This window comes from Ruegeria sp. ANG10 (assembly GCF_040705255.1).
In the GTDB taxonomy this organism is placed as follows: domain Bacteria; phylum Pseudomonadota; class Alphaproteobacteria; order Rhodobacterales; family Rhodobacteraceae; genus Ruegeria.
In genome coordinates this window covers 101,269-123,965 of the sequence record NZ_JBFCVU010000006.1, presented here as the reverse complement: position 1 = coordinate 123,965, position 22,697 = coordinate 101,269, and the positions used below count along the sequence as shown (strand labels likewise).

At 58.2% G+C, this 22,697-nt stretch carries 28 protein-coding genes, 1 tRNA gene and 1 pseudogene; 15 read left to right on the top strand and 15 right to left on the bottom strand.

Going from position 1 to position 22,697, the window contains the following annotated elements; genetic code table 11:
* Positions 1 to 107 precede the first annotated feature (107 nt).
* Together AB1A64_RS14310 and AB1A64_RS14305 are read right to left on the bottom strand one after the other, a co-directional pair.
* Positions 108 to 1,091 carry an alpha/beta fold hydrolase gene (locus AB1A64_RS14310; RefSeq protein WP_366552022.1) on the bottom strand — a complete coding sequence of 328 codons (984 nt, stop codon included), beginning with the start codon at positions 1,089 to 1,091 and terminating at the stop codon, positions 108 to 110.
* A 23-nt stretch (positions 1,092 to 1,114) separates the two neighbouring features.
* Entirely contained in the window at positions 1,115 to 1,696 is a 582-nt protein-coding gene (locus tag AB1A64_RS14305; RefSeq protein WP_366552021.1) for a cytochrome b/b6 domain-containing protein, read from the bottom strand.
* Positions 1,697 to 1,926: 230 nt separating this feature from the next.
* Here AB1A64_RS14305 and AB1A64_RS14300 point away from each other — a divergent pair, with 230 nt between their 5' ends.
* Together AB1A64_RS14300 and AB1A64_RS14295 are read left to right on the top strand one after the other, a co-directional pair.
* Positions 1,927 to 2,622: a response regulator transcription factor gene (locus tag AB1A64_RS14300; RefSeq protein ID WP_366552020.1), complete on the top strand. Its 696-nt coding sequence runs from the start codon at positions 1,927 to 1,929 to the stop codon at positions 2,620 to 2,622.
* Positions 2,623 to 2,626: 4 nt separating this feature from the next.
* The gene (locus tag AB1A64_RS14295) at positions 2,627 to 3,883 is read left to right on the top strand and encodes a HAMP domain-containing sensor histidine kinase (protein WP_366552019.1); all 1,257 of its coding nucleotides are present in this window, start codon (positions 2,627 to 2,629) and stop codon (positions 3,881 to 3,883) included.
* Positions 3,884 to 3,903: 20 nt separating this feature from the next.
* On the opposite strand, the gene AB1A64_RS14290 is transcribed toward AB1A64_RS14295, so the two are convergent.
* Positions 3,904 to 4,809: a LysR family transcriptional regulator gene (locus AB1A64_RS14290; protein ID WP_366552018.1), complete on the bottom strand. Its 906-nt coding sequence runs from the start codon at positions 4,807 to 4,809 to the stop codon at positions 3,904 to 3,906.
* Positions 4,810 to 4,904: 95 nt separating this feature from the next.
* Here AB1A64_RS14290 and AB1A64_RS14285 point away from each other — a divergent pair, with 95 nt between their 5' ends.
* Entirely contained in the window at positions 4,905 to 6,197 is a 1,293-nt protein-coding gene (locus tag AB1A64_RS14285) for a Xaa-Pro peptidase family protein (RefSeq protein WP_366552017.1), read from the top strand.
* Between the two features lie 4 nt (positions 6,198 to 6,201).
* Positions 6,202 to 6,480, top strand: coding sequence for a hypothetical protein (locus AB1A64_RS14280; RefSeq protein ID WP_366552016.1), 279 nt, complete (start codon positions 6,202 to 6,204; stop codon positions 6,478 to 6,480).
* Between the two features lie 522 nt (positions 6,481 to 7,002).
* Here AB1A64_RS14280 and AB1A64_RS14275 read toward each other — a convergent pair.
* The 3 genes from AB1A64_RS14275 to AB1A64_RS14265 are packed head-to-tail and all read right to left on the bottom strand — an operon-like array spanning position 7,003 to position 8,418.
* Entirely contained in the window at positions 7,003 to 7,434 is a 432-nt protein-coding gene (locus AB1A64_RS14275; protein WP_366552015.1) for a nuclear transport factor 2 family protein, read from the bottom strand.
* Between the two features lie 36 nt (positions 7,435 to 7,470).
* Positions 7,471 to 7,872: a nuclear transport factor 2 family protein gene (locus AB1A64_RS14270; RefSeq protein WP_366552014.1), complete on the bottom strand. Its 402-nt coding sequence runs from the start codon at positions 7,870 to 7,872 to the stop codon at positions 7,471 to 7,473.
* A gap of 12 nt (positions 7,873 to 7,884) precedes the next feature.
* Complete coding sequence (locus AB1A64_RS14265; RefSeq protein ID WP_366552013.1) at positions 7,885 to 8,418, bottom strand: peroxiredoxin-like family protein; 534 nt, start codon at positions 8,416 to 8,418, stop codon at positions 7,885 to 7,887.
* 72 nt (positions 8,419 to 8,490) lie between these two features.
* On the opposite strand from AB1A64_RS14265, the gene AB1A64_RS14260 reads away from it, so the two are divergent.
* Entirely contained in the window at positions 8,491 to 9,099 is a 609-nt protein-coding gene (locus AB1A64_RS14260; RefSeq protein ID WP_366552012.1) for a TetR/AcrR family transcriptional regulator, read from the top strand.
* Between the two features lie 94 nt (positions 9,100 to 9,193).
* On the opposite strand, the gene AB1A64_RS14255 is transcribed toward AB1A64_RS14260, so the two are convergent.
* The 4 genes from AB1A64_RS14255 to AB1A64_RS14240 are packed head-to-tail and all read right to left on the bottom strand — an operon-like array spanning position 9,194 to position 10,787.
* Positions 9,194 to 9,592, bottom strand: a complete 399-nt coding sequence (locus AB1A64_RS14255; RefSeq protein WP_366552011.1) for a nuclear transport factor 2 family protein — start codon at positions 9,590 to 9,592, stop codon at positions 9,194 to 9,196.
* 42 nt (positions 9,593 to 9,634) lie between these two features.
* On the bottom strand, positions 9,635 to 10,072 hold the full coding sequence (locus AB1A64_RS14250; protein WP_366552010.1) for a hypothetical protein: 438 nt from the start codon (positions 10,070 to 10,072) through the stop codon (positions 9,635 to 9,637).
* 10 nt (positions 10,073 to 10,082) lie between these two features.
* Positions 10,083 to 10,478: a DUF4440 domain-containing protein gene (locus tag AB1A64_RS14245; protein WP_366552009.1), complete on the bottom strand. Its 396-nt coding sequence runs from the start codon at positions 10,476 to 10,478 to the stop codon at positions 10,083 to 10,085.
* Positions 10,479 to 10,490: 12 nt separating this feature from the next.
* Positions 10,491 to 10,787, bottom strand: a complete 297-nt coding sequence (locus tag AB1A64_RS14240; protein ID WP_366552008.1) for a hypothetical protein — start codon at positions 10,785 to 10,787, stop codon at positions 10,491 to 10,493.
* Positions 10,788 to 10,892: 105 nt separating this feature from the next.
* On the opposite strand from AB1A64_RS14240, the gene AB1A64_RS14235 reads away from it, so the two are divergent.
* A complete protein-coding gene (locus AB1A64_RS14235) occupies positions 10,893 to 11,789 on the top strand; it encodes a LysR substrate-binding domain-containing protein (RefSeq protein ID WP_366552007.1) in 897 nt (298 codons plus the stop codon).
* A gap of 44 nt (positions 11,790 to 11,833) precedes the next feature.
* Positions 11,834 to 12,169 (top strand): annotated as a pseudogene (locus AB1A64_RS14230) (M24 family metallopeptidase); the annotation flags it as partial.
* A 206-nt stretch (positions 12,170 to 12,375) separates the two neighbouring features.
* On the opposite strand, the gene AB1A64_RS14225 reads toward AB1A64_RS14230, so the two are convergent.
* Together AB1A64_RS14225 and AB1A64_RS14220 are read right to left on the bottom strand one after the other, a co-directional pair.
* Positions 12,376 to 12,451 (bottom strand) — tRNA-Ala (locus AB1A64_RS14225).
* Between the two features lie 141 nt (positions 12,452 to 12,592).
* Positions 12,593 to 12,919, bottom strand: coding sequence for a TIGR02300 family protein (locus tag AB1A64_RS14220; RefSeq protein ID WP_366552006.1), 327 nt, complete (start codon positions 12,917 to 12,919; stop codon positions 12,593 to 12,595).
* A gap of 100 nt (positions 12,920 to 13,019) precedes the next feature.
* Here AB1A64_RS14220 and AB1A64_RS14215 point away from each other — a divergent pair, with 100 nt between their 5' ends.
* The 3 genes from AB1A64_RS14215 (at position 13,020) to AB1A64_RS14205 (ending at position 15,632) form a co-directional block, all read left to right on the top strand.
* Entirely contained in the window at positions 13,020 to 13,715 is a 696-nt protein-coding gene (locus AB1A64_RS14215) for a SprT family zinc-dependent metalloprotease (protein WP_366552005.1), read from the top strand.
* A gap of 30 nt (positions 13,716 to 13,745) precedes the next feature.
* On the top strand, positions 13,746 to 14,393 hold the full coding sequence (locus tag AB1A64_RS14210) for a GntR family transcriptional regulator (protein ID WP_170377391.1): 648 nt from the start codon (positions 13,746 to 13,748) through the stop codon (positions 14,391 to 14,393).
* 111 nt (positions 14,394 to 14,504) lie between these two features.
* On the top strand, positions 14,505 to 15,632 hold the full coding sequence (locus AB1A64_RS14205) for a lytic murein transglycosylase (RefSeq protein ID WP_366552004.1): 1,128 nt from the start codon (positions 14,505 to 14,507) through the stop codon (positions 15,630 to 15,632).
* Positions 15,633 to 15,636: 4 nt separating this feature from the next.
* Here the strand turns inward: AB1A64_RS14205 and AB1A64_RS14200 are convergent, their stop codons facing one another.
* On the bottom strand, positions 15,637 to 16,599 hold the full coding sequence (locus AB1A64_RS14200) for an acetyl-CoA carboxylase carboxyltransferase subunit alpha (RefSeq protein WP_170350282.1): 963 nt from the start codon (positions 16,597 to 16,599) through the stop codon (positions 15,637 to 15,639).
* A 121-nt stretch (positions 16,600 to 16,720) separates the two neighbouring features.
* Between AB1A64_RS14200 and AB1A64_RS14195 the strand changes: the two genes are divergently transcribed.
* Entirely contained in the window at positions 16,721 to 17,554 is an 834-nt protein-coding gene (locus AB1A64_RS14195; RefSeq protein ID WP_366552003.1) for an AraC family transcriptional regulator, read from the top strand.
* A gap of 1 nt (position 17,555) precedes the next feature.
* Here AB1A64_RS14195 and AB1A64_RS14190 read toward each other — a convergent pair whose 3' ends face one another.
* Positions 17,556 to 18,152 carry a LysE family translocator gene (locus tag AB1A64_RS14190; protein ID WP_366552002.1) on the bottom strand — a complete coding sequence of 199 codons (597 nt, stop codon included), beginning with the start codon at positions 18,150 to 18,152 and terminating at the stop codon, positions 17,556 to 17,558.
* Positions 18,153 to 18,225: 73 nt separating this feature from the next.
* Between AB1A64_RS14190 and AB1A64_RS14185 the strand changes: the two genes are divergently transcribed.
* On the top strand, positions 18,226 to 18,678 hold the full coding sequence (locus AB1A64_RS14185) for an Lrp/AsnC family transcriptional regulator (protein ID WP_366552126.1): 453 nt from the start codon (positions 18,226 to 18,228) through the stop codon (positions 18,676 to 18,678).
* Between the two features lie 117 nt (positions 18,679 to 18,795).
* Positions 18,796 to 19,374, top strand: coding sequence for a PA14 domain-containing protein (locus AB1A64_RS14180; protein WP_366552001.1), 579 nt, complete (start codon positions 18,796 to 18,798; stop codon positions 19,372 to 19,374).
* Between the two features lie 35 nt (positions 19,375 to 19,409).
* Here the strand turns inward: AB1A64_RS14180 and AB1A64_RS14175 are convergent, their stop codons facing one another.
* Positions 19,410 to 20,369, bottom strand: coding sequence for an L-malyl-CoA/beta-methylmalyl-CoA lyase (locus tag AB1A64_RS14175; protein WP_170517888.1), 960 nt, complete (start codon positions 20,367 to 20,369; stop codon positions 19,410 to 19,412).
* Between the two features lie 295 nt (positions 20,370 to 20,664).
* On the opposite strand from AB1A64_RS14175, the gene dgcN reads away from it, so the two are divergent.
* Together dgcN and dgcA are read left to right on the top strand one after the other, a co-directional pair.
* Complete coding sequence (gene dgcN, locus AB1A64_RS14170; protein ID WP_366552000.1) at positions 20,665 to 21,666, top strand: N-acetyltransferase DgcN; 1,002 nt, start codon at positions 20,665 to 20,667, stop codon at positions 21,664 to 21,666.
* Positions 21,667 to 21,729: 63 nt separating this feature from the next.
* Entirely contained in the window at positions 21,730 to 22,695 is a 966-nt protein-coding gene (gene dgcA / locus AB1A64_RS14165; RefSeq protein ID WP_366551999.1) for an N-acetyl-D-Glu racemase DgcA, read from the top strand.
* The last annotated feature ends 2 nt before the right edge of the window (positions 22,696 to 22,697 follow it).

Genomic DNA, 22,697 nt, shown 5'->3' with positions numbered 1-22,697 from the left:
CGGCGCTCTCATGCCAATGCCGCGTCCTTTGATTGGGTTTTAGAGGGAGAGTTTTTCGGTTGTGTTGCTAGTTCGTAAAGTTGTGTAAAGCGCGGGCGATTGCCGGCCTATTCCAGCCGGTCAAGCTCTGCTGTGATCGCCAACATCACCTGATCCGTCTGTCGATCGAGCGGCAGGTAGTGGCCGCTCTCGAACGCGATAACGCTGGCATTCGCGAGGGCGGCCGCGTCCCTCTGCCTGCGCGGCACCACGACATTGTCGTAGCGCGCGATCATAATCTGGGTGGGGATGCCGCGCACGCCAACTGTCCTGTAGCTTTCCGCAAGCTGGGCCTGCCAACCGGGCGAAACACCATCTTTTGCGATCAGGCCACGCTTTTCATCGGAAAAATCCTGTCCCGCGTAGCGCTGAAAATAGTGCTGCATGCGCGCCTCGGACAGAAACATGCCGCCGAACACGCCATCCGCCTCATTCTCCGACTTGATGAAGGCAGGCGCGATCACGGGCACCAGCAGGCGCTGCGTGGTTGAATAGTCCAGTGGCGCCACCGGCGCGAGCAGGTGCAGCGACGCGATCTCAACACGCGGGTCAGCTGCCATCAGCACGGCGGTTGCATCACCATAGCTATGGCCGACGACATGCAACGGCAGATTGTTGCGCTGTGCGATGGCGGCCAGCACCGCAATCTGGTCTCGCACATAGGCGGCGCTGTCGGCGTTGGCGACCGGCGCGCTGTCGAAATGTCCCCGCCAGCTCAGCGCATAGAGGTTGTAGCTGCGCGGGATCGTCTCAAAGAACTCTTCCCAGACCCATGCGCCACCACCGGCGCCGTGGATCAGCAGGATATTGGCCCGCGCGCCGGGCGTCTCACGGGCATGGACGCGCACCCGTAAATCTTCCTCAACCGGAACGTCGAAGGTGTCATACCCGGTGATTGCGCGCGGTGCTTGGAACCCTTCACTGTCATTGACCTGTTGGACAAAGCCCATGGACGGGATTTCCAGCCCATCCTGCAACCGGGCCAAATCGCAACCAGTGACGGCAAGCGCGCCAATCAGCGGGATTGCGGCGAGACCAGACGATTTGAACACGGTAAATCTCATGGTGCAGACCCTTAAACCTTCATGCGCCGCATGATGTTGTCGCGAAGATAGTATTGGTGGGTGAGCGCCCCTGTAATGTGAAGGACCAGCAGCGCCTGAAGCATATGCACCAGAAAGGCGTGTAGAGCCGCCCGTGTCTCATAGCCATTTCGGTCGAGGAAACTGAAGGTCTCTCGCAGGTCGATTGCCCAAAACAATCCTGTGGGCAAATCATGGGCGATTGCGGCAAGAATTCCGGTGACCGGGACCAGGATCATCAGCGCGTAGAGGGCCAGATGCACGACCTCGATTACTAACCGGTGCAGCCTGGACGCCGCATGCGGACGCGGGGGCGGAAAGGCTAGGCGCCAAAACAGCCGGAGGACGGCAAAGCTGAGCGTCAGGACACCAAAATTGGCATGCCTTGAGAGCGTTGGAGCCACTTCGACGGGATCGGCCTCGTCTAACCCAAACCCGATGAACATAGTCGTGAGGATGAAAACGGCCATGATCCAATGCAGCCATCGTGCAACCCCCGTGTAAGCTTCGGGTTCGTCGCGCACGGTGCTGATGTTCTCCGAGGGTGGTGTTGTCTGTGGTGCCTTGTGACGCATATCGCTTCCCTCCCGGAATCTGGGCTTCAATCGCTTCGACATGAAAAAAGCGATGCGACCTCAACTAAGACCGGCCTGTTTCTGTGTTTTTTCTCAGGGGTAAAGTTTTGTTAAGCTTGCCCGTGGGCATGCCACACGCCGGTCTGCTTCACAAAACTTTACAGGGCAGCAAAACAAGCGAAGCAAAAAGCAGCCATTGTGGGCTTAGATTTGGAAACAGGACCAACCGCATGACAGACCATATCCTCCTGATTGATGACGACGCGCGGCTGGCGGAGATGATCAGGGAGTACCTGCAGGAGTTTGGCTACGACGTGACAGTTGCTGGCACCGGCAAGGACGGGCTGACGGCCCTGAGAACCCAGAGTTACCACGCGCTCATTCTCGATCTGATGCTGCCAGACAAAGATGGGCTGGAGGTATTCAGGGATATCTCGGCCGAACATGCTCTGCCTGTCATCATGCTCACCGCCAAGGGCGATCCGCTCGACCGTATTCTTGGCCTAGAACTTGGGGCCGACGATTACCTGCCTAAGCCCTTTGAGCCACGAGAGTTGCTTGCGCGGTTGAAATCCATCATCCGGCGCGGGCCACGTGGACAAAGCCGCGACATTGGCAACATCACCGCATTCGGACGACTTGAGATCGATCAGGACGCATTTGAAGCGCGGCTGGATGGTGCGCGTTGCGATCTGACCAATTACCAGTTCCAGATCCTTTGCGCTTTGGCGGCGGGCGCGGGTCGTGTCATGACCCGCGATCACCTGATGAACCAGCTGCAGGGCCATGATCTTGACGCTTATGATCGCTCGATCGATGTGCATGTCTCGCGTATCCGGGCCGCAATCGAGGAAGACCCGAAGCACCCCCGCCGGCTGATCACCGTGCGCGGGTCAGGCTATCTCTTCGCCAAAGTTCAGGATTAAGATGATGCTCGATCGTCGCCTTTTCGTTCAGGTCTGCGCGGTAATGCTGGTCGGCCTGATGCTGTTTGCCTTGATCATGTCGCTGGCCTGGAACGCACTTGTCAACGCACGCTTCAACCGAGCGGTGCAGGACCAGGCCACCTCACTTTCGGTCTTGCTGCTGCCCGACGCTGAAGAGCCAGCCGCTGCGCAGGGTGCGGCCCTTGAAAGGCTCGCAGACCATCTATCGATTGACTTCACCCTCTACGAAGCAGACGGCCAGCTGATCGGCGCAAGCGATGCCCCAGCTTCCTGGGTCGAACCGACCGAAGCCCCCGGCGTCTGGGAGCCCATCCGTCACCTGTCGCACTGGATGACGGTTCTGCCGGATGGGCGGGTCGTCATTCTGGACATCAGCCAGCTTTCCATTCCGAACGAGGCCATCGCCTTGACCGTCAGTTTCGTTTTTCTCGCACTGATCATCGCAGTCCTGATGTATCCCATCGTCCGACGCGTCACGCGCAGGCTTGAACGTCTGCAAAGCGAGGTGGAGCAAATCGGTGCCGGCGACCTGTCTGCCCGGGCCACTGTCGATGGCGGTGATGAGGTTGCCAAGCTCGCCATCAGCTTCAACCGATCGGCCGAAACCATTGAGGATCTGATAAACCGCCAGCGCATGCTGTTGGCCAACGCCTCACATGAGCTGCGCACGCCTCTGGCGCGTATCCGTATGGGGATCGAAATGCTGGAGACCCGCGACACACCGCAACGCCGTGCGGATCTGCGACGGGAAATACGCGAACTTGATGCGCTGATTGACGAACTGATCCTGATGACGCGTTTTGACACCGGCGCCGCACTGGAGACCTACGAAACGGTCGATCTGACAGCGATCGCAGCTGAAGAATGCGCCCGAACAGAGGGTTGCACCTTGAGCGGTGATACGGTGGAGATCCCCGGCGATGCCAGAATGTTGCGACACCTGGTTCGCAATCTGCTGGACAACGCAAGCAAACACGGCGCACCGCCAATCAGAATCGAGCTTCAGACATCATCCGATGCTGTCGTTCTTACCGTCTCGGACGCTGGACCCGGCATCAATCCTGAAGACCAGCGCAAAGTGTTCGAGCCATTCTATCGCGGCGCGGGCAAGCAGAATACAGAAGGCTCCGGCCTTGGCCTGCCCTTGGTGGCACGGATCGCAGAGGCACATGGCGCAAACCTCGAAGTCCGGAACACGCCACGGTCGGAAGTTGCGGTGTCATTCGCCTGTGCCGGTTGAGCCGAACTTGCGACGAGGGCTCAGGCTGTCCCAGCGGAGAGGAAGTCCAAGAGGCGCTGCACTTCCGGACGCAGTGGGCGCGTGTCCGGGAAAGCCAGGAAATAGGCGTGCCGCGTGGATCGTGCAACGGGGGCCAGTTGCAACAGTTGGCTCTCACCCAATTCGGCAGCAAGGACATGCGGGCTCGCCAAAGCAATGCCTTCGCCTTCAAGCGCAGCGCCTATTGACCGGGCGTAGGTCTCGCATTCGATGCGCGCCCACCCTTCGACCTCATTGGGGTTACCCCAATTGTCCCAATTGGTCCAATCGGGCGTGATCCGGGTAAAGTTTAGCAAGGGCGGTCGCGCGCCGGGATCGATCAGCGACAGAGCCTGGGCAGATCGAATGCCCATCGCGTCAGCCAGCCGCGTTGAAACCACTGGAACCAACAGGTCGGGAAAGAGGGGCAGTACCGTCAGCCCCTGCCAAGATCCGGTTCCATGTAGAATGGCAATGTCGTTGCCAGAATCCTGCAGGATGGTGGGCTGGTCCGAAGAAACAAGTTCCACCGGATGCGCCTGATCGGACAGGCCAAAGGCTTTCAACTTCGGGGTAAGCCAGAATAGCGACACCGCGCTGTTGGCGGCGATCCGCACGGGAGCGTCGGGGCGAACTGTGACGCTGGCCAGTGCATTTTCCGCGAAGTCGAGAAGTATGGCGCTCTGTTCAGCCAGCTTGCGACCATGATCTGTCAGAGTGATGACCCTTCCGGATCGAGAGAACAGAGCAACACCAATATGGTCTTCAAGCTGGCGAATGCGCTTGCTGACCGCAGTCTGAGTCACAAGCAATTCCTCGGCCGCATCAGAGAAATTCTGATGACGCGCGGCGGCCTCTAAAAAGATCAGGCTATCAAGCGGGGGTAAGGAACGACGAAATCTGTTCATGACTTTTTGTTGGGCAAACTTCAAACTATTTGGAATTTTACACCAGTTCACATGATTTTCTATCCTGATTGGCATCAAGCGGCATTGGAAAAATCATGGCAAACTTTGACTGGCACGCGGAACGCAGCGATCTCTCTGGCATAGCCCTGCTGGACCGCTCCCCCGAAAGCGAAGGCATCGATCTGAGGGCTGTGCGCGGCTATCGCCTGGGGCGGGTCCGTAGTGAAATGGCCAGGCGGGGCATCGGCGTGCTGATCCTGTCAGATCCGATCAATATCCGCTACGCGACCGGCACGAGAAACATGCAAATCTTCTCGATGCGCAATGGGCCGTCTCGCTACCTGCTGCTGACCGAAAACCGGTCTATCCTGTTCGAGTTCACCGGATGCCTGCATTTGGCCGAGGGTTATGAGACTGTAGATGAAGTGCGTCCCGCCAAGACTGCTAGCTTTGTGGCCGCCGGACCGCATATTGCCCGGCGTGAACGGGATTGGGCCCGTGAGATGGGCGATCTGATCTCCGATCTTGTCGGGCGCGGCGCGACTGTGGGCATGGAGCGGATGAACGCAGGAGCGGCGATTGCCCTGAGGGAGGCCGGGTTCAACGTGATCGATGCGCAGGAACCGGTTGAAATGGCCCGCGCAGTCAAATCCGCAGAAGAGATGAAATGCGTGCGCGCCTCGCTCCGCGCCACTGAAATTGGCGTGGGTAAGCTACGCGATGCCCTGCGTCCCGGTCTGACCGAGAATGAGCTTTGGTCCGTGCTGCACAAATCGGTGATCGAACAGAACGGTGACTATTGCGAGACCCGGCTGCTGTCGGCTGGCGAGCGCACTAACCCTTGGTTCCAGGAAACCGCGCACCATCTGATTGGCGCCAACGAATTAGTGGCACTGGATACAGATGTGGTGGGGTGTCACGGGTATTACAGCGATTTCTCCCGCACTTTCCATTCCGGACCAGAAAAACCGACAAACCTGCAAAAGACACTATACCAGACCGCGCTGGAACAGGTGTATCACAACATGGGAATCCTGAAAGCCGGTATGACGTTCCGCGATTATGCGGATCAAGCCTGGGACATCCCCGGGCAATACTATGCGAACCGCTATTACCTGTCCTCGCATGGCTGTGGGATGACCGGTGAATACCCCTATCTCTATCACCGTGGCGATTTTCCGGACGCCGGCTATGACGGGGTGATCGAAGCAGGCATGACCATCTGCGTCGAAAGTTACATCGGTGAGGACGGCGGCCACGAAGGGGTCAAACTGGAACAGCAAGTCCTGGTGACGGAAACCGGCATTGAGCTGCTGTCAGAGTTTCCATTCGAAGAAACCTTGATGGATAAGAGCTTCCGCCCTGCCTTTCCGCTGCCACGGATCTGATGCGATGCAGGCTTTGGCAAAGGAGATCGTTGACATCGCCACCAGCGCTGAGCCGACGCAGGCATTGCTCAGAGCCGTTAAGCGTGCCGCACCCGGCGCGCATGTCATCTATGCCCGCGGTTGGTTTCTGACCGATGCAACACTCGCATGCGCGGCGCGCGACCTCTTCTATCAAGGCCGGGTCGATCTCGTGCAACAACGCGTCAGGGCCGGTCGAAGCGGCAAGTTCGCCTATATCGCCATCAAGAGAAGGTTACCGCCTGCCGCAAGGCTAGGGACCTAACTTAGCTGTCTATCAGTTGCAGACATTCGTCCAAGTTGCAGCATCGGTTGGAATGGGCTCAGAGCGGTCATCTGTAGTTTTAGGTAGGACAGTTAGCCGGTTCTGGCGGCTTCATGGTCTGCTCTGTGGACAAAGCCGCCAGTAGCCGCACAGCAGCGATCAAACACCTTCTGAGCGTCGCTCAGCGGACTTTGCAACCGTTACCCCGCTCGAAACGAAAGGTCGCATTGCGCGCTTTGCGACAGCAACGAAAAATAGCACGGGAGGATCCCCCAAATTGGCGACCGCCGCGAAAGCACCCCGACCTTACTACGGAATCAGACCTTCCAATGAGTTTGATAGCGCCTCTCTCCGGGGCGCTATCTGCATTCGCTTGCCCCAACCGGATGCCATCTTTTGGTTGCGTACGATCAAGTTCGTAGATTTGGCCAAAGGGTTCAACCGGGAGTATCAGGGGCCGGTGCAGCGCGGGTCGAGATCAACCAAACTTGCGTCACCGGCGAGTGTTCCGTGCTGTAGGTTTTAGTTCCCCCCGAGCGCGTGCTGATGCCACATATCGGTGACGATTTCCCAGCCATCGTCTTCGGGGCGCAAGACGAACAGGTAGGTGCCCGTGGCATCCATACCGACGGTTTCGATTTTAGCCTCAACGAACCCGATCATGACCGCCAGGGTCTCGTCGTCTGAGACATATAGGTGGTCAATCGTATGAGTAACATCACCTTTATTGGCGGTGACGAATTCGAACAGCTCCCGTGGGCCCTCCAAGCCTTGACGCACAGGCTTGCCCTGTTCGATCCAAAGCGTGTCCTCGGAATAGAGTGAGACCAGTCCGGCTGCGTCGTGGTCGGCAGCGAAGGCGTTGAACTGGTTGTTGACAGCGTTCAGGCTGGTGGTTGCGTCATCCGCTACAGCTACGCCCGCCGACAACAAGACGGCTGCGGTAGTGGTCATTATTCGCATAGTGCGTTCCTTTTTTGTGGATAGGTGTCAGGTAATCAGCTCTGGGTCTGGGCGCGCGAAGATCACCTCTCGCGTGACCTGCCAGCGGTCGTCTTCGAAAATCAGATCGATGCTGAGCTCAAGCACTTTGCGGGCATCACCGATTGGCACGCGTCGCGTGATCAGGACATGCCCTTGGTCTCCATTGGCTTCAACGGTGTTGAAGCGTGCCCATTTGTGATCATCCGGGTTGGTGTCTTTGACTGAGTTGGCCATCAGCGCCATGAAACCGGGTTTGTCAAAACGTGCCAATTCGCCACTGATGTCCAGCATCAGGATTTGCATGTCATTGTGGTAAATGCGGTCAAGGCCGCTGGCATCGCCGTGGACCGCGACATTCATCAGGTCCTCAATCGCGGCGCGTACGCCTGTTTCTGTTCTGTCTGTCATAGTCGATCTCCTTCAAGCGTGAGTGCCGTTGACGGGGAAGTCACCTGAAAACCCACGCAGGAACCGGATGCCCATCACAAGGCTTGTCAGGCTGGGGCGGGCGAACGGAACATTCGAAATATCGACAATCTGCAGTACGCCCTGATCGTTGATGACAAACAGACCGGGCTCGGCAAACGGCCCTGCGACATCCATCCCATTGCGCGGTCCGGAGATGTACAGACCCAGCGTCTTCATCTGCTCAACGCTCAGACCAAAGCCGATATCGAAGGTTGGTGAGACCTCTTGCATCTGCGCGGTGGCGCGCTCTGCGCTGTCGGCCGAGACCCCCAGGACATCGACGCCCAAAGCGTTAAGGTCAGGGAGCGCGCTGTTCAAATCTCGCAAGTAGGTCGTGCAAAGCGGGCAGTGTTTACCGCGATAGACGACGGTCAACATCCAGTCGTACCCGTCCCGGGGTGTGGACAGGCTTCGGGTGCGACCTCCAAGCACAGGTATATTGATCGCCGGAAATGCCTTTCCGACGGCAGGTTTGGGGCTGGTCATGAGGAGCCTTTCTGATTATATATCGATTGATACATAACTATCGCGACCACGCGAGAGTCAAGGACTTATATATTGACCGATACAAAAAAATTAGGCCGCCCAAGAACCTTCGATTACGACGAAGCCCTTATGCAGGCGATGTCGGTCTTCTGGACCAAGGGATATGACGGTGCGTCGCTGCGTGATCTGACGCAGGCGATGGGGATTACCGGGCCCAGTCTGTATGCGGCCTTCGGTGACAAGCGAGAGCTGTATCTTAAAACCATTGATCTGTACGCAGACGTGGATGGCTGTGCGCCCGTTGTGGCATTTGAAACCGAAGAAGACATCACCAAGGCCATCAAGGGATTTCTGTCCGAGGTTGTTCACTATGCCACCGAACATGAAAGCGGCGCGAAAGGGTGCTTTTTGGCCTCAAGCGTGGTCACGACGGTCGGGCAGGTCGAAGGCGTGGCCGAACGCGTTGAGGCGGCGATTGAAGATACCGAGAAACGCCTTGCCGCTCGGTTCGACCGGGAGATCGAAAAGGGGACGTTGCCCGCAGATTTTCCGTCCCGTGAACGGGCCGCGCTTCTTTATGACCTGAGACAAGGTTACATGTTCAGAGGACGCGCCGGTTGGAGTGGCGAACGCATGCAGCAAGACCTCGATTCCAGAATCCAGATGCTGCTGTCGCATTGAGTGCTAAAAAAAGTTGGTCATATACCTGTAGTTTCTTCTATCGGAACCACTATGTGATTGAGCCTGGTCATGTCGGACGTCCATTCAGGGTGCCTTAGTCAGTGATGACCGGCGGGCCGTAAGGGCAGTCGATCAGGTAGCCCCAGCCACCATTTTTGAGTTTCTTGGCGACTTCGGTGGATTCCCCTTCGGCGATCACCGATCCGTCCGGCGCAACGACGCTCCATTTGGCGCGCAGCATGGCGGTGTCGCCGGTGGTGACTTCGCTGATCACTTGGCTGTTGATGGTCGGGCGGATGTCCAGCATCTCCTTGAAGCCTTCGCGCACGCCCTCGATGCCGGTTTTTGGGGGCTGATCTGGCGGAAAGAAAATCACGCATTCGGGGTGGAACATGGAGGCGATACCTTCGAGGTCGCCTTCCTGCAGGTAAGCGCTCACACAATGGGCGATGTCTCTGGGACGCTTCGCGATATGTTGGGTAGTGACAGTCATAAGTTTGTCTCTGTTTTTTGGTGGCGTGAGTGAGGCAAGGGCTTAGAAGTCGAAGGAACCAGCGGCGCGAACCTCTTCCGGCAACCAGGTCTCGTGGATGTGCAGCCATTTGAGTGGCGGCCCCATGTCGATTATCGCGCTGGTGACGCGGGCATTGTTCGAAGGCTTCGAGGTGGTCGCCCCGATCTGCCATTCAGTGTAATTCGCCAAAACCACGCTGCCGATCTGGCGGCGAATGGTGACGTCACGGATTTGGATTTTGAAATCCTTGTTCGTGCCGTAGCCGCGCTCGAACATGCCTTGCAGCCCGGCACCCTCGACCACACGCCCTTCGGGCGGGATGAACACCACGTCAGGATCGAACCGGGACAACAGCCTCGGCTCCAATTGATCGCGGTCGATTGTTCCGTTGAACCAGGCCACGAAGAACTCGTGGATATCAACGATCTCGTGGCGGACATCATCAAGAAGGCTACTCATGTCGGCGTCCTCAAGCTGCGTCGCGGTGGTCGTTGTTGTCGACGTCGAGCACCAGCTTCCAGGAGCCGTCCGTATGGCGGCGATAGCACAGGGTCAGACGACCTTCGCCGCCGCCCTGCTGGCCGGACTCTTTATTGGTGAACGAAACGGTGAAGCGGCCGATCATCATAGCCATGTCGCAATAGACCCGGATGTGTTCGATGTCGTAGGTGGATTTGAAGGTGTAGGCTTCGATGCGTGGGCCGTACTTGTCCCGTACAGCCTGAATGCCAACGGTTGTTTGCTGGCGCTCGTTGCAGATCACAACCTCGGGGTCGCAGGTTGCAATCATGCGTTCCAGATCGCCGCTGTCGAGGCCCTGAAGCCATTCATTCACGGCGTGCTTTACATCATCGATGTCGCTCATTCTGTTTCTCCTCTACGGGGTAAGTTCGGTGAACCATTGGCCGACGATCACGTCTTCGATCTCGGCCAGGAACGCTTGCGTTGCTGGCAGCTTTGAGAATTGCGCCGTAACTCGCTTGGCACTTTCAACGTCGGGATAGGTGTAGACTTCAGTGAAGAGGGTCGGCCGGTCTTCGTCTGTAGTCACGAAGGTCGTCCCGGAGGTGATACCGCCGAGGGACAGATAGTCGGCCCGGGCGCGTTCGCGGATGGGAGCAGCGCTATCAGCGTCTTTCATTTTGAGAACGAATATCTCGGTAATTTCTGACATCGACCGGCCCTCTTCGCTGAAGTTTTCTGCTGTCATTGAAAGTAGGGAACTGTAATTGTAAGATAAATGACGAAAAATCTTACAGTCCGTTAGGAATATCGAACAATGCAACGCAACCAGCTGAGCGACATGACCGTCTTTGTTGAAGTCGCACGAGCCAACGGCTTCCGGGCAGCGGCAGAGAACCTGAAACTCAAAGCCGGATCGGTCAGCGAGGCGGTGCAGCGCTTCGAAGAGCGTCTAGGTGTCCGACTATTCGAGCGCTCAACGCGATCAGTGGCTCTCACGCCGATTGGTGAACGCCTGTATGAGCGCAGTCTACCGGCGATCAACGATCTGGAAGCCGCCGTTTTGGACCTCGATGAACACAGGGACACAGTGAATGGAACGCTGCGCCTTTCGGCTCCTTACACAGCCGGGCCCTCGTTCCTTGATGAACTGATCACCCGATTTGCAAGCCAGTATCCCGATGTGAAAGTGGAGCTGGTCTATGACGATCAAAAAGTTGATCTCGTTGAATCGCAGATCGACGCGGCGATCCGCTCTCACACCTTGCTTGAACCCGATACCCATGCGGTCCCTGTCGGTCCGGCCTTGAACATGTCTATCGTGGCCTCAGATACCTATGCAGTCGCTAAAGGTGTGCCGCAAAACCCCGAAGACATACTCGATCACGACGGCATTTGTTTCGCCATCGGTTCTGCTGACCGTCTCGCCCCCTGGGAGTTTGAAGGGTCCGAAGGGCGCTATAGCGTGGCACCAAAACCGCGCATGATCGTCAATGATCTCCGGTCGATGCTCACCTATGCTGAAGCAGGCTTGGGCCTCGCGTATCTCTACACTGACGTCGCCGCTCCGTTGATTGAGGAAGGTAGGCTGATTGAAGTCATGCAAGGCCAGGTTCCGCCGTTACCGCGATATTCGCTCAACTATCGCAGCAAGAAACACATGACCCGCCGCCTGCGTGCCTTCATCGACTTGGCAAAAGAGGTCAGCGGTTGAAAGTCGACATTGGTAGTTAGCGTAGCACAGGTCGCTTATACGACACGGCACTAGAGCAGATTTACCACAATCTAGACCTTGTTCGCCCGGGTATGAGCTTTGACGAATTCAACGCTGAAAGCTGGCGTATCCCAGAGGCTCATGTGCCCTACCGCTATTCACTGGCGGTCCACGGCGTTGGCATGGCCGATGAATGGCCGGTGGTGCCTTTACATGTAGACTGGGGTCCCGGTGCCGCGACGGGCTGTTTTGAACCAGGTCAAGTTGTCTGTGTGGAATGCCTGATCGCCGAGGAAGGTTCGGAGAACATTAAACTGGAAACACAGGTTCTGGTCACAGAAACAGGGGCCGAACGGCTGGACAGTTTCCCGTTTGAATAGCGCGGCAAAAAAACAATCTGAACTCAACCTCAGATCGCAAAGTTAGAAAGGCTTGATAGCTGCCGATCATCCGCAGTGCAGCATAGGTTGAAACGGGCTCTTCCCTGCCTTTCTCTGCGATCTGCACAAAGGGCCAGTTCGGCCGCAAAGGAAAGTACTGCTGCCAAAAAGGAAAACCTTTGGTGCGCGTATCATTTGTTGAGGTTTGGTGGAGCCTAGGGGAGTCGAACCCCTGACCTCTTGCATGCCATGCAAGCGCTCTCCCAACTGAGCTAAGGCCCCATCCAGGTACTGCCGAAGCAGTGGACGGACGTTTATGAGACGGCGACGGTGAGCGCAAGACCAAAAATGGAAAATGCCAAAAAGTTTCCGACCCGCGTCCGGGGTGGGCATGAGGCGACTCGGGGCCGCCTCTGACCGGTTCTAGTTTTCGTCTTCCGACGACATGTCGGTGATATCGTCCAACGAGACTTTGTCGTTGTCGTCATCATCGTCGTCCAGCAGATCGTCGTCCAGTTCGACGTCGACATTGTCGTCATCATCCAGAACGATATCTTCATCCGACGCGTTCTCACGCGCTTTGGCCGATGCGGCATCCTCCGCATCTGCGGCGATCATCCGGCTTTTGCCGGTTTCAAGCTCCACGATCTCGCCAGTATAGGGGCTGACGATCGGGTCCTTGTTTAGGTCATAAAACCGCTTGCCGGTTGTCGGGCAAACGCGCTTTACGCCCCATTCTTCCTTGGGCATGTGAAATCCCCTTGATATCAGGTGAGTCGTATCAACGATTCAGGTCACGTGCCACATGCAGCGGGCACTGTCAAAGCCTTTGCGCAGGAGAAACAGGCATATGGGAGATCACGCACTGCCCGGGACGCCACCGGTACCGCTGACGTTGCGCAAATCGGCGCGGGCGCGGCGGATCAGTTTGCGGATTTCCCAGTTGGATGGTCGGGTTACGCTGACCTATCCACAAGGCGTGCCAGAAGCCGAAGCGCTGAGTTTCGCACGCACCAAAGAAGAGTGGATACGTCAGCACCTGCTGGACCGTCCTGACCCTGCGGTGGTTCAATTCGGGCAGACCATCCCGATTGAGGGCGCAGAGCGGCGAATCGTACCTGCCAATGGGCGGCGTGTGCTGTTACGGGGCGATGAGGTTGCAGTGCCCGAAGGGGCCGAGGCGCGGCGTCTGGCGCGGTTTCTCAAGGAATTGGCGCGTGATCGCCTGACCGGCGCCTGCGATGATTACGCGGCGATGCTGGGACGTTCTTATTCCAGCCTGACCATGCGCGATACACGGTCGCGTTGGGGGTCGTGCAGTTCCGCTGGCGGTCTGATGTTTTCCTGGCGATTGATCCTCGCGCCGCCTGATATCCTGCATTATGTCGCCGCGCATGAGGTGGCGCATCTGGTAGAGATGAACCATTCGGCCGATTTTTGGGCGCAGGTCGAGCGGATTTTCGGCGACTATCGCGATCAGCGGCGTTGGCTGCGCGACAACGGGGCGCAACTGCATCAATACAGATTTGATACCAAGGCGAGTTGACCCCGGGGTCATTTGTGATCACATGGGGGAATGTTGTCCGCGCGCCCCACTGAATCCCACACCGCCACGCATGATCGGGTCTATCGCATCCTTCGCGCACGTATCATGCACGGTGAAATGGCGCCTGGGCAGGCGCTGACCCTGCGCGGGATCGGTAAGGAATTTGGCGTCTCGATGACCCCTGCGCGCGAGGCCGTGCGCCGCCTGGCAGCCGAGGGAGCACTGTTTCTATCCACATCGGGCCGGGTTTCGACGCCTGAGCTGACTAATGACCGGATCGAAGAGTTGGCTGCGCTCCGTGCGCTGCTTGAGGTCGAACTTGCCAGCCGGGCCCTGCCGCGTGCACATATGGCGCTTATTGACCGGTTGCAAAGCATCAACATGAACGTGGCCGAGATGGTCACCAAACGCGATGCCGTAGGCTACATCCGCTCGAATCTAGAATTTCACCGCACGCTGTATTTGCGGGCGCAGGCTCCGGCCATGCTCGCGATTGCGGAAACCGTCTGGCTGCAACTTGGTCCCACCATGCGTGCGCTGTACGGCCGACTGCGGCGGACCGACCCGCCGCATAACCACAAACTGATCATCGCGGCTTTGCAGGCCGGTGACGAGCCAGGATTGCGCTTGGCCGTCCGCTCGGACGTGACTCAGGGTCTGAGGTTGCTGGTCAGCTGAGCGGCTTGTTGCCGAAGCCCAGAATTTGCATCTGATTGGCGTCGTCGTTCTGGTTTGGGGATTGGGTCTGGGCTAGTCTGGACCAAATCACAACAAGAGCAGTTTTCAGTTATGATCAATCGACGGATATTTTCTTTGGGGCTTGGGACGGCCCTGTTGTCGGCCTGTTCCACAGGTGCCCCCAACAGCGCCCCGGCATCCCGGATGCGGCCTGTGCCCAACGCCGGGTGGGATGCGTGGGTTGCCGGTTTCAAGGGCCGCGCGGCGTCTCAGGGGATATCGCAGACAACCCTAAACCTGGCTTTTCAGGGGGCGGGGTACCTGCCCGATGTGATCGAGCGGGACCGCAATCAGGTCGAATTCAAACGCTCGCTCGAGGATTACCTGGCCATCGCGGCATCAGATGAGCGGATCGCAACCGGCAAGCAGATGCTGGTGCGCCATGCCGGAACCTTGTCGCAGATCGAGGCCAAGTATGGCGTCGACAAAGAAGTGATCGTTGCTGTCTGGGGCTTGGAAAGCCGCTATGGCGCGCGGCGCGGGGATGTGCCGGTGGTGTCCGCTGTGTCAACGCTGGCCTATGACGGGAGGCGCGGCGCGTTTTTTGAAAAGCAGCTGATCGCAGCCTTGAAGATCATACAAGAGGGCGACACAAGCCCCGCCAACATGACCGGCAGCTGGGCCGGGGCAATGGGGCACACACAGTTCATTCCGACATCTTATCTGGCCTATGCGGTGGATTTCACCGGCGACGGACGGCGGGATATCTGGTCCGAGGATCCCACGGATTCGCTGGCCTCGACCGCGGCCTATCTGGCGCGCGCGGGCTGGGTACGCGGGCAGCCTTGGGGCGGTGAGGCTGGCACTGTATCCGGCACGCCGGTTACAGTTTTGCAGCCGCAGACACCCGGCCCCCGCATTGCGGTGTTCCGCAATTTTCAGGTCATCAAGCGCTATAACAACTCGGACAGCTACGCGATTGGCGTTGGCCACCTGTCTGACCGGATTGCGGGCGGTGCGGCGTTTCAGGCCTCATTCGGGCCAGACGCAACGGGTCTGACGCTGGAAGATCGCAAGGAGCTCCAGCGCCGACTGACATCGGCCGGATATGACACGCAGGGCGCGGACGGGGTAATCGGCAATAACACCAAATCCGCCATCAGCGCCTATCAGCGCGCCAGTGGCATGCCGGTCACCGGGGAACCCTCGGTTGCGTTGCTGCGTAGTCTGGGAGGCTGACGGTTTACGCCGCCAGCCCTTTCGAGCCGATATCGAGGAATTTCTGACGACGGTCCTGAATCAGGGCCGCCGCATCTTTGCCGTCCAGCTCTTTCAGCATCAGTGTGATAGCATCCCGAACGGATTCGACGGTGGCAGGACGGTCGCGATGGGCACCGCCTTTGGGTTCCTGGATGATAAGGTCGCAGACGCCCAGCTTGTGCAGGTCCTGCGCGGTCAGGCGCAGCGCCTCGGCGGCCTCGCGCATCTTTTCGGCATCTTTCCATAGGATCGAGGCGCAGCCCTCGGGCGAAATCACCGAATAGACCGAATGTTCCAGCATCGCGACCCGGTTCGCCGTGGCAAAAGCCACTGCCCCACCGGACCCACCTTCACCGATGATCACCGACACCAGCGGCACGCCGATCTTCAGGCACATCTCGGTCGACCGGGCAATGGCCTCGGACTGGCCGCGTTCCTCGGCCCCTTTGCCGGGATAGGCACCTGCCGTGTCGATCAGAGTGATTACAGGCAGGCCAAAGCGACCAGCCATTTCCATCAAACGCACGGCCTTGCGGTAGCCTTCGGGGCGGGCCATGCCGAAATTCCGTTCAATCCGCGATTTGGTGTCCGAACCTTTTTCATGACCGATCACCATCACCGGCTGATCGTTGAACCGGGCTAAACCACCGATAACCGCCAGATCGTCTGCAAAGTTGCGGTCGCCCGCCAGCGGGGTGAACTCGGTAAACAGCGCCTCGACATAATCCTTGCAGTGGGGGCGGTCCGGATGGCGCGCCACCTGACATTTCCGCCAGGGGGTCAGATCGCCATAAAGCTCTTCCAACAGCTTGGCAGCTTTGGCGTCGAGGGCGGCGGCCTCTTCGGCCACGTCCATCTCTTCGTTGGCACGGGCCAGCGCGCGCAGTTCCTCGGCCTTGCCTTCAATCTCGGCCAGCGGTTTTTCGAAATCCAGATACTGGGTCATGACGCCTCTCAACGCGGAAGTTCTTTGCTATATGACCTGAGGTTGCCCGGGATGCAACTCAGCAAGATTTGTGGATGCGGAAAATGCGACCACGGTTAAGCAAAGAGAAGGAAGGTTGCCGATGGCAAACAGCTACGAAGATCGCATTCTGCGCGTGTTGGCCTATATCCACGATCACCCTGCCGGGGACCTGTCGCTGGATGCGCTGGCTGACGTGGCTGCGATGTCCCGGTTTCACTGGCATCGCGTGTTTCGCGCCCTAACGGGCGAAACCTGCGCACAGGCGGTTCGCCGACTCCGGTTGCACCGTGCTGCATGTTGGCTGGTGCAATCCGACCGGTCCGTGGCAGAGATCGCGTCGGCGGTGGGTTATCCCAATCTGAATTCCTTTGTGCGGGCCTTTTCGCTGGCCTATAGCGCCAGTCCGGCAGCCTTTAGAAAATCCGGGCGTTGGCTGGTGCTCAATCGCAAATTGAGAATCGGAGAATATCCCATGCATCCCGTTACGACCCGTACAGAACCCGCCCGCCGCGTTATCGCCTTGGCTCATAAAGGGGACTACGCCGTGATCGGCAAAAAGTTTGAGGCATTTGGTGCCCTATGTGAATCCCGCAATCTGTGGCCTCAGCTTGGTCCGGTCATCGGTGTTTATCTGGACAGCCCTGATGATGTGTCACAAGACCAGCTACGCAGCTATGCAGGGGCCGAATTCAAGGGCGGTGACACGCCGGAGGGTATGGAAGACGTGCAGATTCCAGGTGGCAAAACAGCTATTCTGACATACAAAGGTCCATATTCGGGTTTGCACGCGGCGTATCACACATTGTTTGGCAATTGGCTGCCCGAGTCGGGCGAGGAGCCCGCGGACCAGCCGTGCTACGAGATCTATCTGAACGATCCGCGCAACACTGCACCCGAAGAGCTGCTGACCGAAATCTGCCTGCCCCTGAAATAGGTCAGTTCGGCCACAGAACCGGGTAGAGCGAGGCAACCAGCAGCACCGCCATGGTCCAGTTGAACACCACCAACCGGCGCGGGTTTGTCAAAATCCGCGCCATTTGCTGCCCCAGCACCGTCCAGGTGCTGACCGACGGCAGGTTCACAGCCCCGAAAATCAACGCCACGATGACGATGGCTTGCAACGTGTGATCCGGCGTATAGGCCGTGGTGGCCGTCAAGGCCATCGCCCAGGCCTTTGGGTTGACCCACTGAAAAGCGGCGGCTTGCAGAAAGGTCATTGGGTCACCCTCGGCATCTTTGCCTTTTGTCGGGGCCGCATGTGCGATCTTCCACGCCAGGTACAGCAGGTAGACGACCGAGGCGAGTTTCAGCACCGTGTAGCTGACCGGGTATCGGTCAAACACCTGCACTAGCCCGGCACCGACCAGCAGCACCATGACTGTAAACCCCAACCCAATTCCCAACATATGCGGGATGGTCCGGCGGAACCCGAAATTAGCGCCCGAGGCCATCAGCATCAGGTTGTTTGGCCCCGGGGTGATGGACGAGACGAAAGCAAAGACGATCAAGGCCAGAAGGATATCATAGGTCATGGCGCGGATAATCACTGACGAAACAGCAAATGAAATTGCGTTTTTGTGCGTGCTTGGGGTAATTTCACAATTAATGGCGAAAATTGATCACATAAATCAACAAATATTGCACGCGCTGACACGTGACGGCCGTATCAGCAACCTGGAACTGGCGGACCGCGTTGGCCTGTCGCCCTCGGCCTGCTTGCGTCGCGTGCAAGAGCTTGAACGTGCAGGCGTGATCACCGCCTACCGCGCGGTATTAAGCCCGAAAGAGCTGGGTATAGGGTTCGTGGGTTACATCGGCGTTGGATTGGGAGAGCATACCAAAGCCGCGCAGGAAGGTTTTGAACGGGCCGTGCAGCATGCGCCTGAAGTAATCGAATGCCACAATATTACTGGCACCATCGAATACTTGCTGCGTGTGGAATGCGCCGATCTAGCCGCGTACAAAACCTTTCACACCGAGGTTCTCGGGACCCTGCCGCATGTGACGTCGATCACCTCCTACGTGGTGATGGATTCACCCAAGGATTTGCGCGCCTGACAGGGAAATTGTGAATTTTAACCGTCTTGCGGGGAAAATCCTCACATCCTAGTGTCACAGCAATGGGAAAACCAAAATGGGGACAAACCCCGCTTATGCCGTCACAGGGAGACGATCATGAAACTTATCAAAGCCGGTGCGCTTGCCGCAGCTATGGCGTTGATTGCCGGAGCGGCAGTGTCAGCGCCGCTTAAGCTGCAACCCGCAAATCCACAACCCAGCCCGCAGGCCGGGTTGAATGTGAAATACTATGGTACGGGCAATCAACACAAGAAGATCCGAGATCTGAGCCAGGCAAAAAGCCTGCTGTCTCAAGCGCAACCCGGAACACCGTTGCGGGGGTTGGATTATAGGGACACCAGCAAGGGTGACGATGTAATGACGTTCGACGGCGCTTATAACGTTGCCGCCGAAGTTACGGGGTATATGCGGTTCGACTCGCCGGGGATTTATGAGTTGGAAACTTGGTCAAATGACGGAATTGAAGCCTCGGTTGGCGGTCAACAGATTGGCCACGTAACTGGCATTCAAGGCTGTGAAGCCAATCAACGTACCGAAGTAGAAGTGCCCCAGGCGGGCTGGTATCCGTTGAAGATCATCTATTTCCAAAAACTGGGATCCTCTTGCCTGATGATGAAGTCGGGCAAGCAAGGTGAAAAGCTAACCTGGGTGCCCAACGACATCTTCGGGCGGTAACAAGAAGGCGCCCCGCAGGGCGCCTTTTTTGGCCATTAGCCAGCGGCGATAAGTTCCGCCTGCGCCACAATCACTTCGGCCTGTTTGATCGAGGCGATATCGACCAGACGCCCTTTGTAGACGGTCGCGCCTTCGCCATTGGCCTTGGCCTGTTCCATTGCCGCCAGGATTTCGCGCGCTTCCGAAACAGCGTCGTCCGAAGGGGTAAAGACCTGATTGGCCAGTGCGATCTGCTTGGGGTGGATCGCCCATTTGCCAACCATACCCAGCGTGGCTGAGCGTTTGGCCTGTGCGATGTATCCCTCATCATCCGAGAAATCACCGAACGGCCCATCCACCGGCAGCACGCCGTGGGTGCGGCAAGCGGCGACGATGGCCGCTTGTGCCCAGTGCCATGGGTCGGACCAGTGCTTTTCGCCTTCGCGCAGCATGTAATAGTTTTCCTGCGTTCCGCCGATGCCGGTGGTCTGCATGCCCATCGAGGCCGCGAAATCCGCCGCACCCAGGCTCATCGCCTGCATTCGTGGTGACGAGGCCGCGATGTCCTCGACATGTGCAATGCCAGCGGCGGATTCGATGATGACCTCGAACGAAACTGGTTTGGTGCGGCCCTTGGCGCGCTCGATGGCGGTCACCAGCGCGTCCACGGCATAGACATCTTCGGCGCAGCCGACCTTGGGGATCATGATCTGATCCAGACGGTCGCCAGCCTGTTCCAGCAGATCCACAACGTCGCGATACCAATAGGGTGTGTCCAGACCGTTAATGCGCACGGACATGTACTTGCTGCCCCAATCCACGGTGTTCAGCGCCTCGATCACATTGGCGCGGGCCGCGTCCTTGTCCGACGGCGCCACCGAGTCCTCAAGATCAAGGTTGATCACGTCTGCCGCTGACGCGGCCATTTTCGGAAACAGCTTGGTGTTCGATCCGGGCCCGAACAGCTGGCAACGGTTGGGGCGGGCGGGGGCGGCGGGTTGAAGGCGAAAGCTCATCTGGACCTCGTGCGAGAAATGAAATTACAATTTTCCTGCTCATTGAGGTATTAAATTGCGTGCTTATGCGCAAGCATCTTTATGCAGGTGCGGCATTGCGTTCGCAGCATTTGCCGTGGAAAGCGATCAAACTGGTGATTAAAGTTTAATCACTGTGAAAACTTGAAAGAATATTTCAATAGATGAAGAAGTCGCGCGAAAATTTCCCACCAATGGCAACTATGCCAGGCGAAAACGCAAAGCACTCGTCAGGCACGTCCCATAGGCTGCGCCGGAATCAAAGGAGTGAACCGCAATGATCGAGACACCGTACCTGCTGTTTTTGGGCGATGCGCCCGACCAATTGGCGGCCAAAGTGGCAGTTGGCATCAAGGACTGGCGCCCGGAAAACGCTGTGGGCCAGTACCGGATGGACGGCTGCAAGGCCGATCTGGGCCTGACTGACATGACTCTGACCGAGGCAAAAGAGGCGGGCGCCAAGACTCTGGTCATCGGTGTGGCCAACCGTGGCGGCGTGATCAGCCAGGAATGGAAAAAGGTTCTGGTGATGGCGTTGGAGGAAGGTTTTGATCTGGCGTCAGGCCTGCACAACCTGCTGCGTGATGAACCTGATCTGGTTGCCGTTGCCGAGGCCACAGGCCGCAAGCTGCATGATGTGCGTGTCCCCGAGGTCGAGTACCCGATCGCAAACGGCATCAAACGCAAGGGCAAGCGGTGTCTGGCAGTTGGCACGGATTGCTCGGTTGGCAAGATGTACACGGCGATGGCAATGGATGCCGAGATGCGCAAGCGTGGTATGAAATCTACCTTCCGTGCCACCGGCCAGACCGGTATACTGATCACCGGTGACGGTGTGCCGCTGGACGCTGTGATCGCTGACTTCATGGCCGGATCGGTCGAATGGCTGACACCCGACAATGATGACGACCACTGGGACCTGATCGAGGGGCAGGGATCGCTGTTCCACGTGTCCTATTCCGGTGTGACCATGGCGCTGATCCACGGCGGCCAGCCGGACGCTCTGATCCTGAGCCACGAACCCACTCGCGAGCATATGCGCGGTCTGCCGACCTATACCTTGCCGACGCTTGAAAACCTGCGCGACACCGCGCTGGCGCTTGCCAAGGTTGCAAACCCTGATTGTCAGGTCGTGGGTGTCTCGGTCAATACGCAGCACATGAGCGAAGAGGACGCTGCCGCCTATTTGGCGAAGGTCGAGGCCGATATGGGTCTGCCCGCCACTGACCCGTTCCGCTTTGGTCCGGGCAAACTGGTCGACGCGCTGGCCACGTTGTGATCAATAGACCCCGCCAGAGGACTCTCTGGCGGGGAAATCTTGAATGAATAAAGGAGTGGGCGCGTGCAGATTGATGTCTCTCGTGATGTATTCCGGTTGGCTCAGGTCTTTACGATCTCGCGCGGGTCAAGGACCGAAGCGAATGTGCTGACTGTACGTGTATCGGATGGCGCGCATCAGGGGTGGGGCGAATGTGTACCCTATGCCCGCTATAATGAGACGCTGGAGTCGGTCGAGGCTGAAATTGCCGGTTTGCCCCAGACGTTTGATCGAGCGCAGTTGATGGATCTGTTGCCCGCCGGTGCCGCCCGCAATGCGGTAGACTGTGCGCTGTGGGATCTTGAGGCGAAGCGCGCCGGACAACGTGCATGGGAACTGGCCGGACTGCCCGCGCCCGGCCCAGAGATCACCGCATACACCTTGTCGCTGGACACGCCGGAAAAGATGCAGGCACAGGCGGCTGAGAACGCGTATCGTCCGCTGTTGAAGATCAAGCTGGGCACGCCAGACGACATGCCTCGTCTGGAAGCCGTACGCGCAGGTGCGCCTGACGCCACGATCATCGTCGACGCCAATGAGGGCTGGTCGGCCGAAGTCTATGCCGATCTGGCGCCGCATCTGATGCGGCTGGGAGTTGCGCTGGTCGAACAGCCTCTGCCAGCCGGGGAAGATGACGCCCTTATCGGGATGGACCGCCCGGTGCCGGTGTGTGCCGATGAATCGTGCCATGACCGCAGTAGCCTGCCCGCGATGAAGGGCAAGTATGACGTGGTCAACATCAAGCTCGACAAGACCGGCGGTTTGACCGAGGCGCTGGCCCTGCGTGAACAGGCGCTGGCCGAGGGTTACAAAGTCATGGTCGGATGCATGGTCGGCAGTTCGCTGGCTATGGCGCCCGCGACACTGCTGGCGCAGGGTGCGATGGTAACAGACCTTGACGGCCCGCTTCTGTTGGCCGAAGACCGCGACAACCCGCTGAATTTTGATGATGCCGGAGTGCATCCGCCTTTGGCGGCGCTCTGGGGGTGACG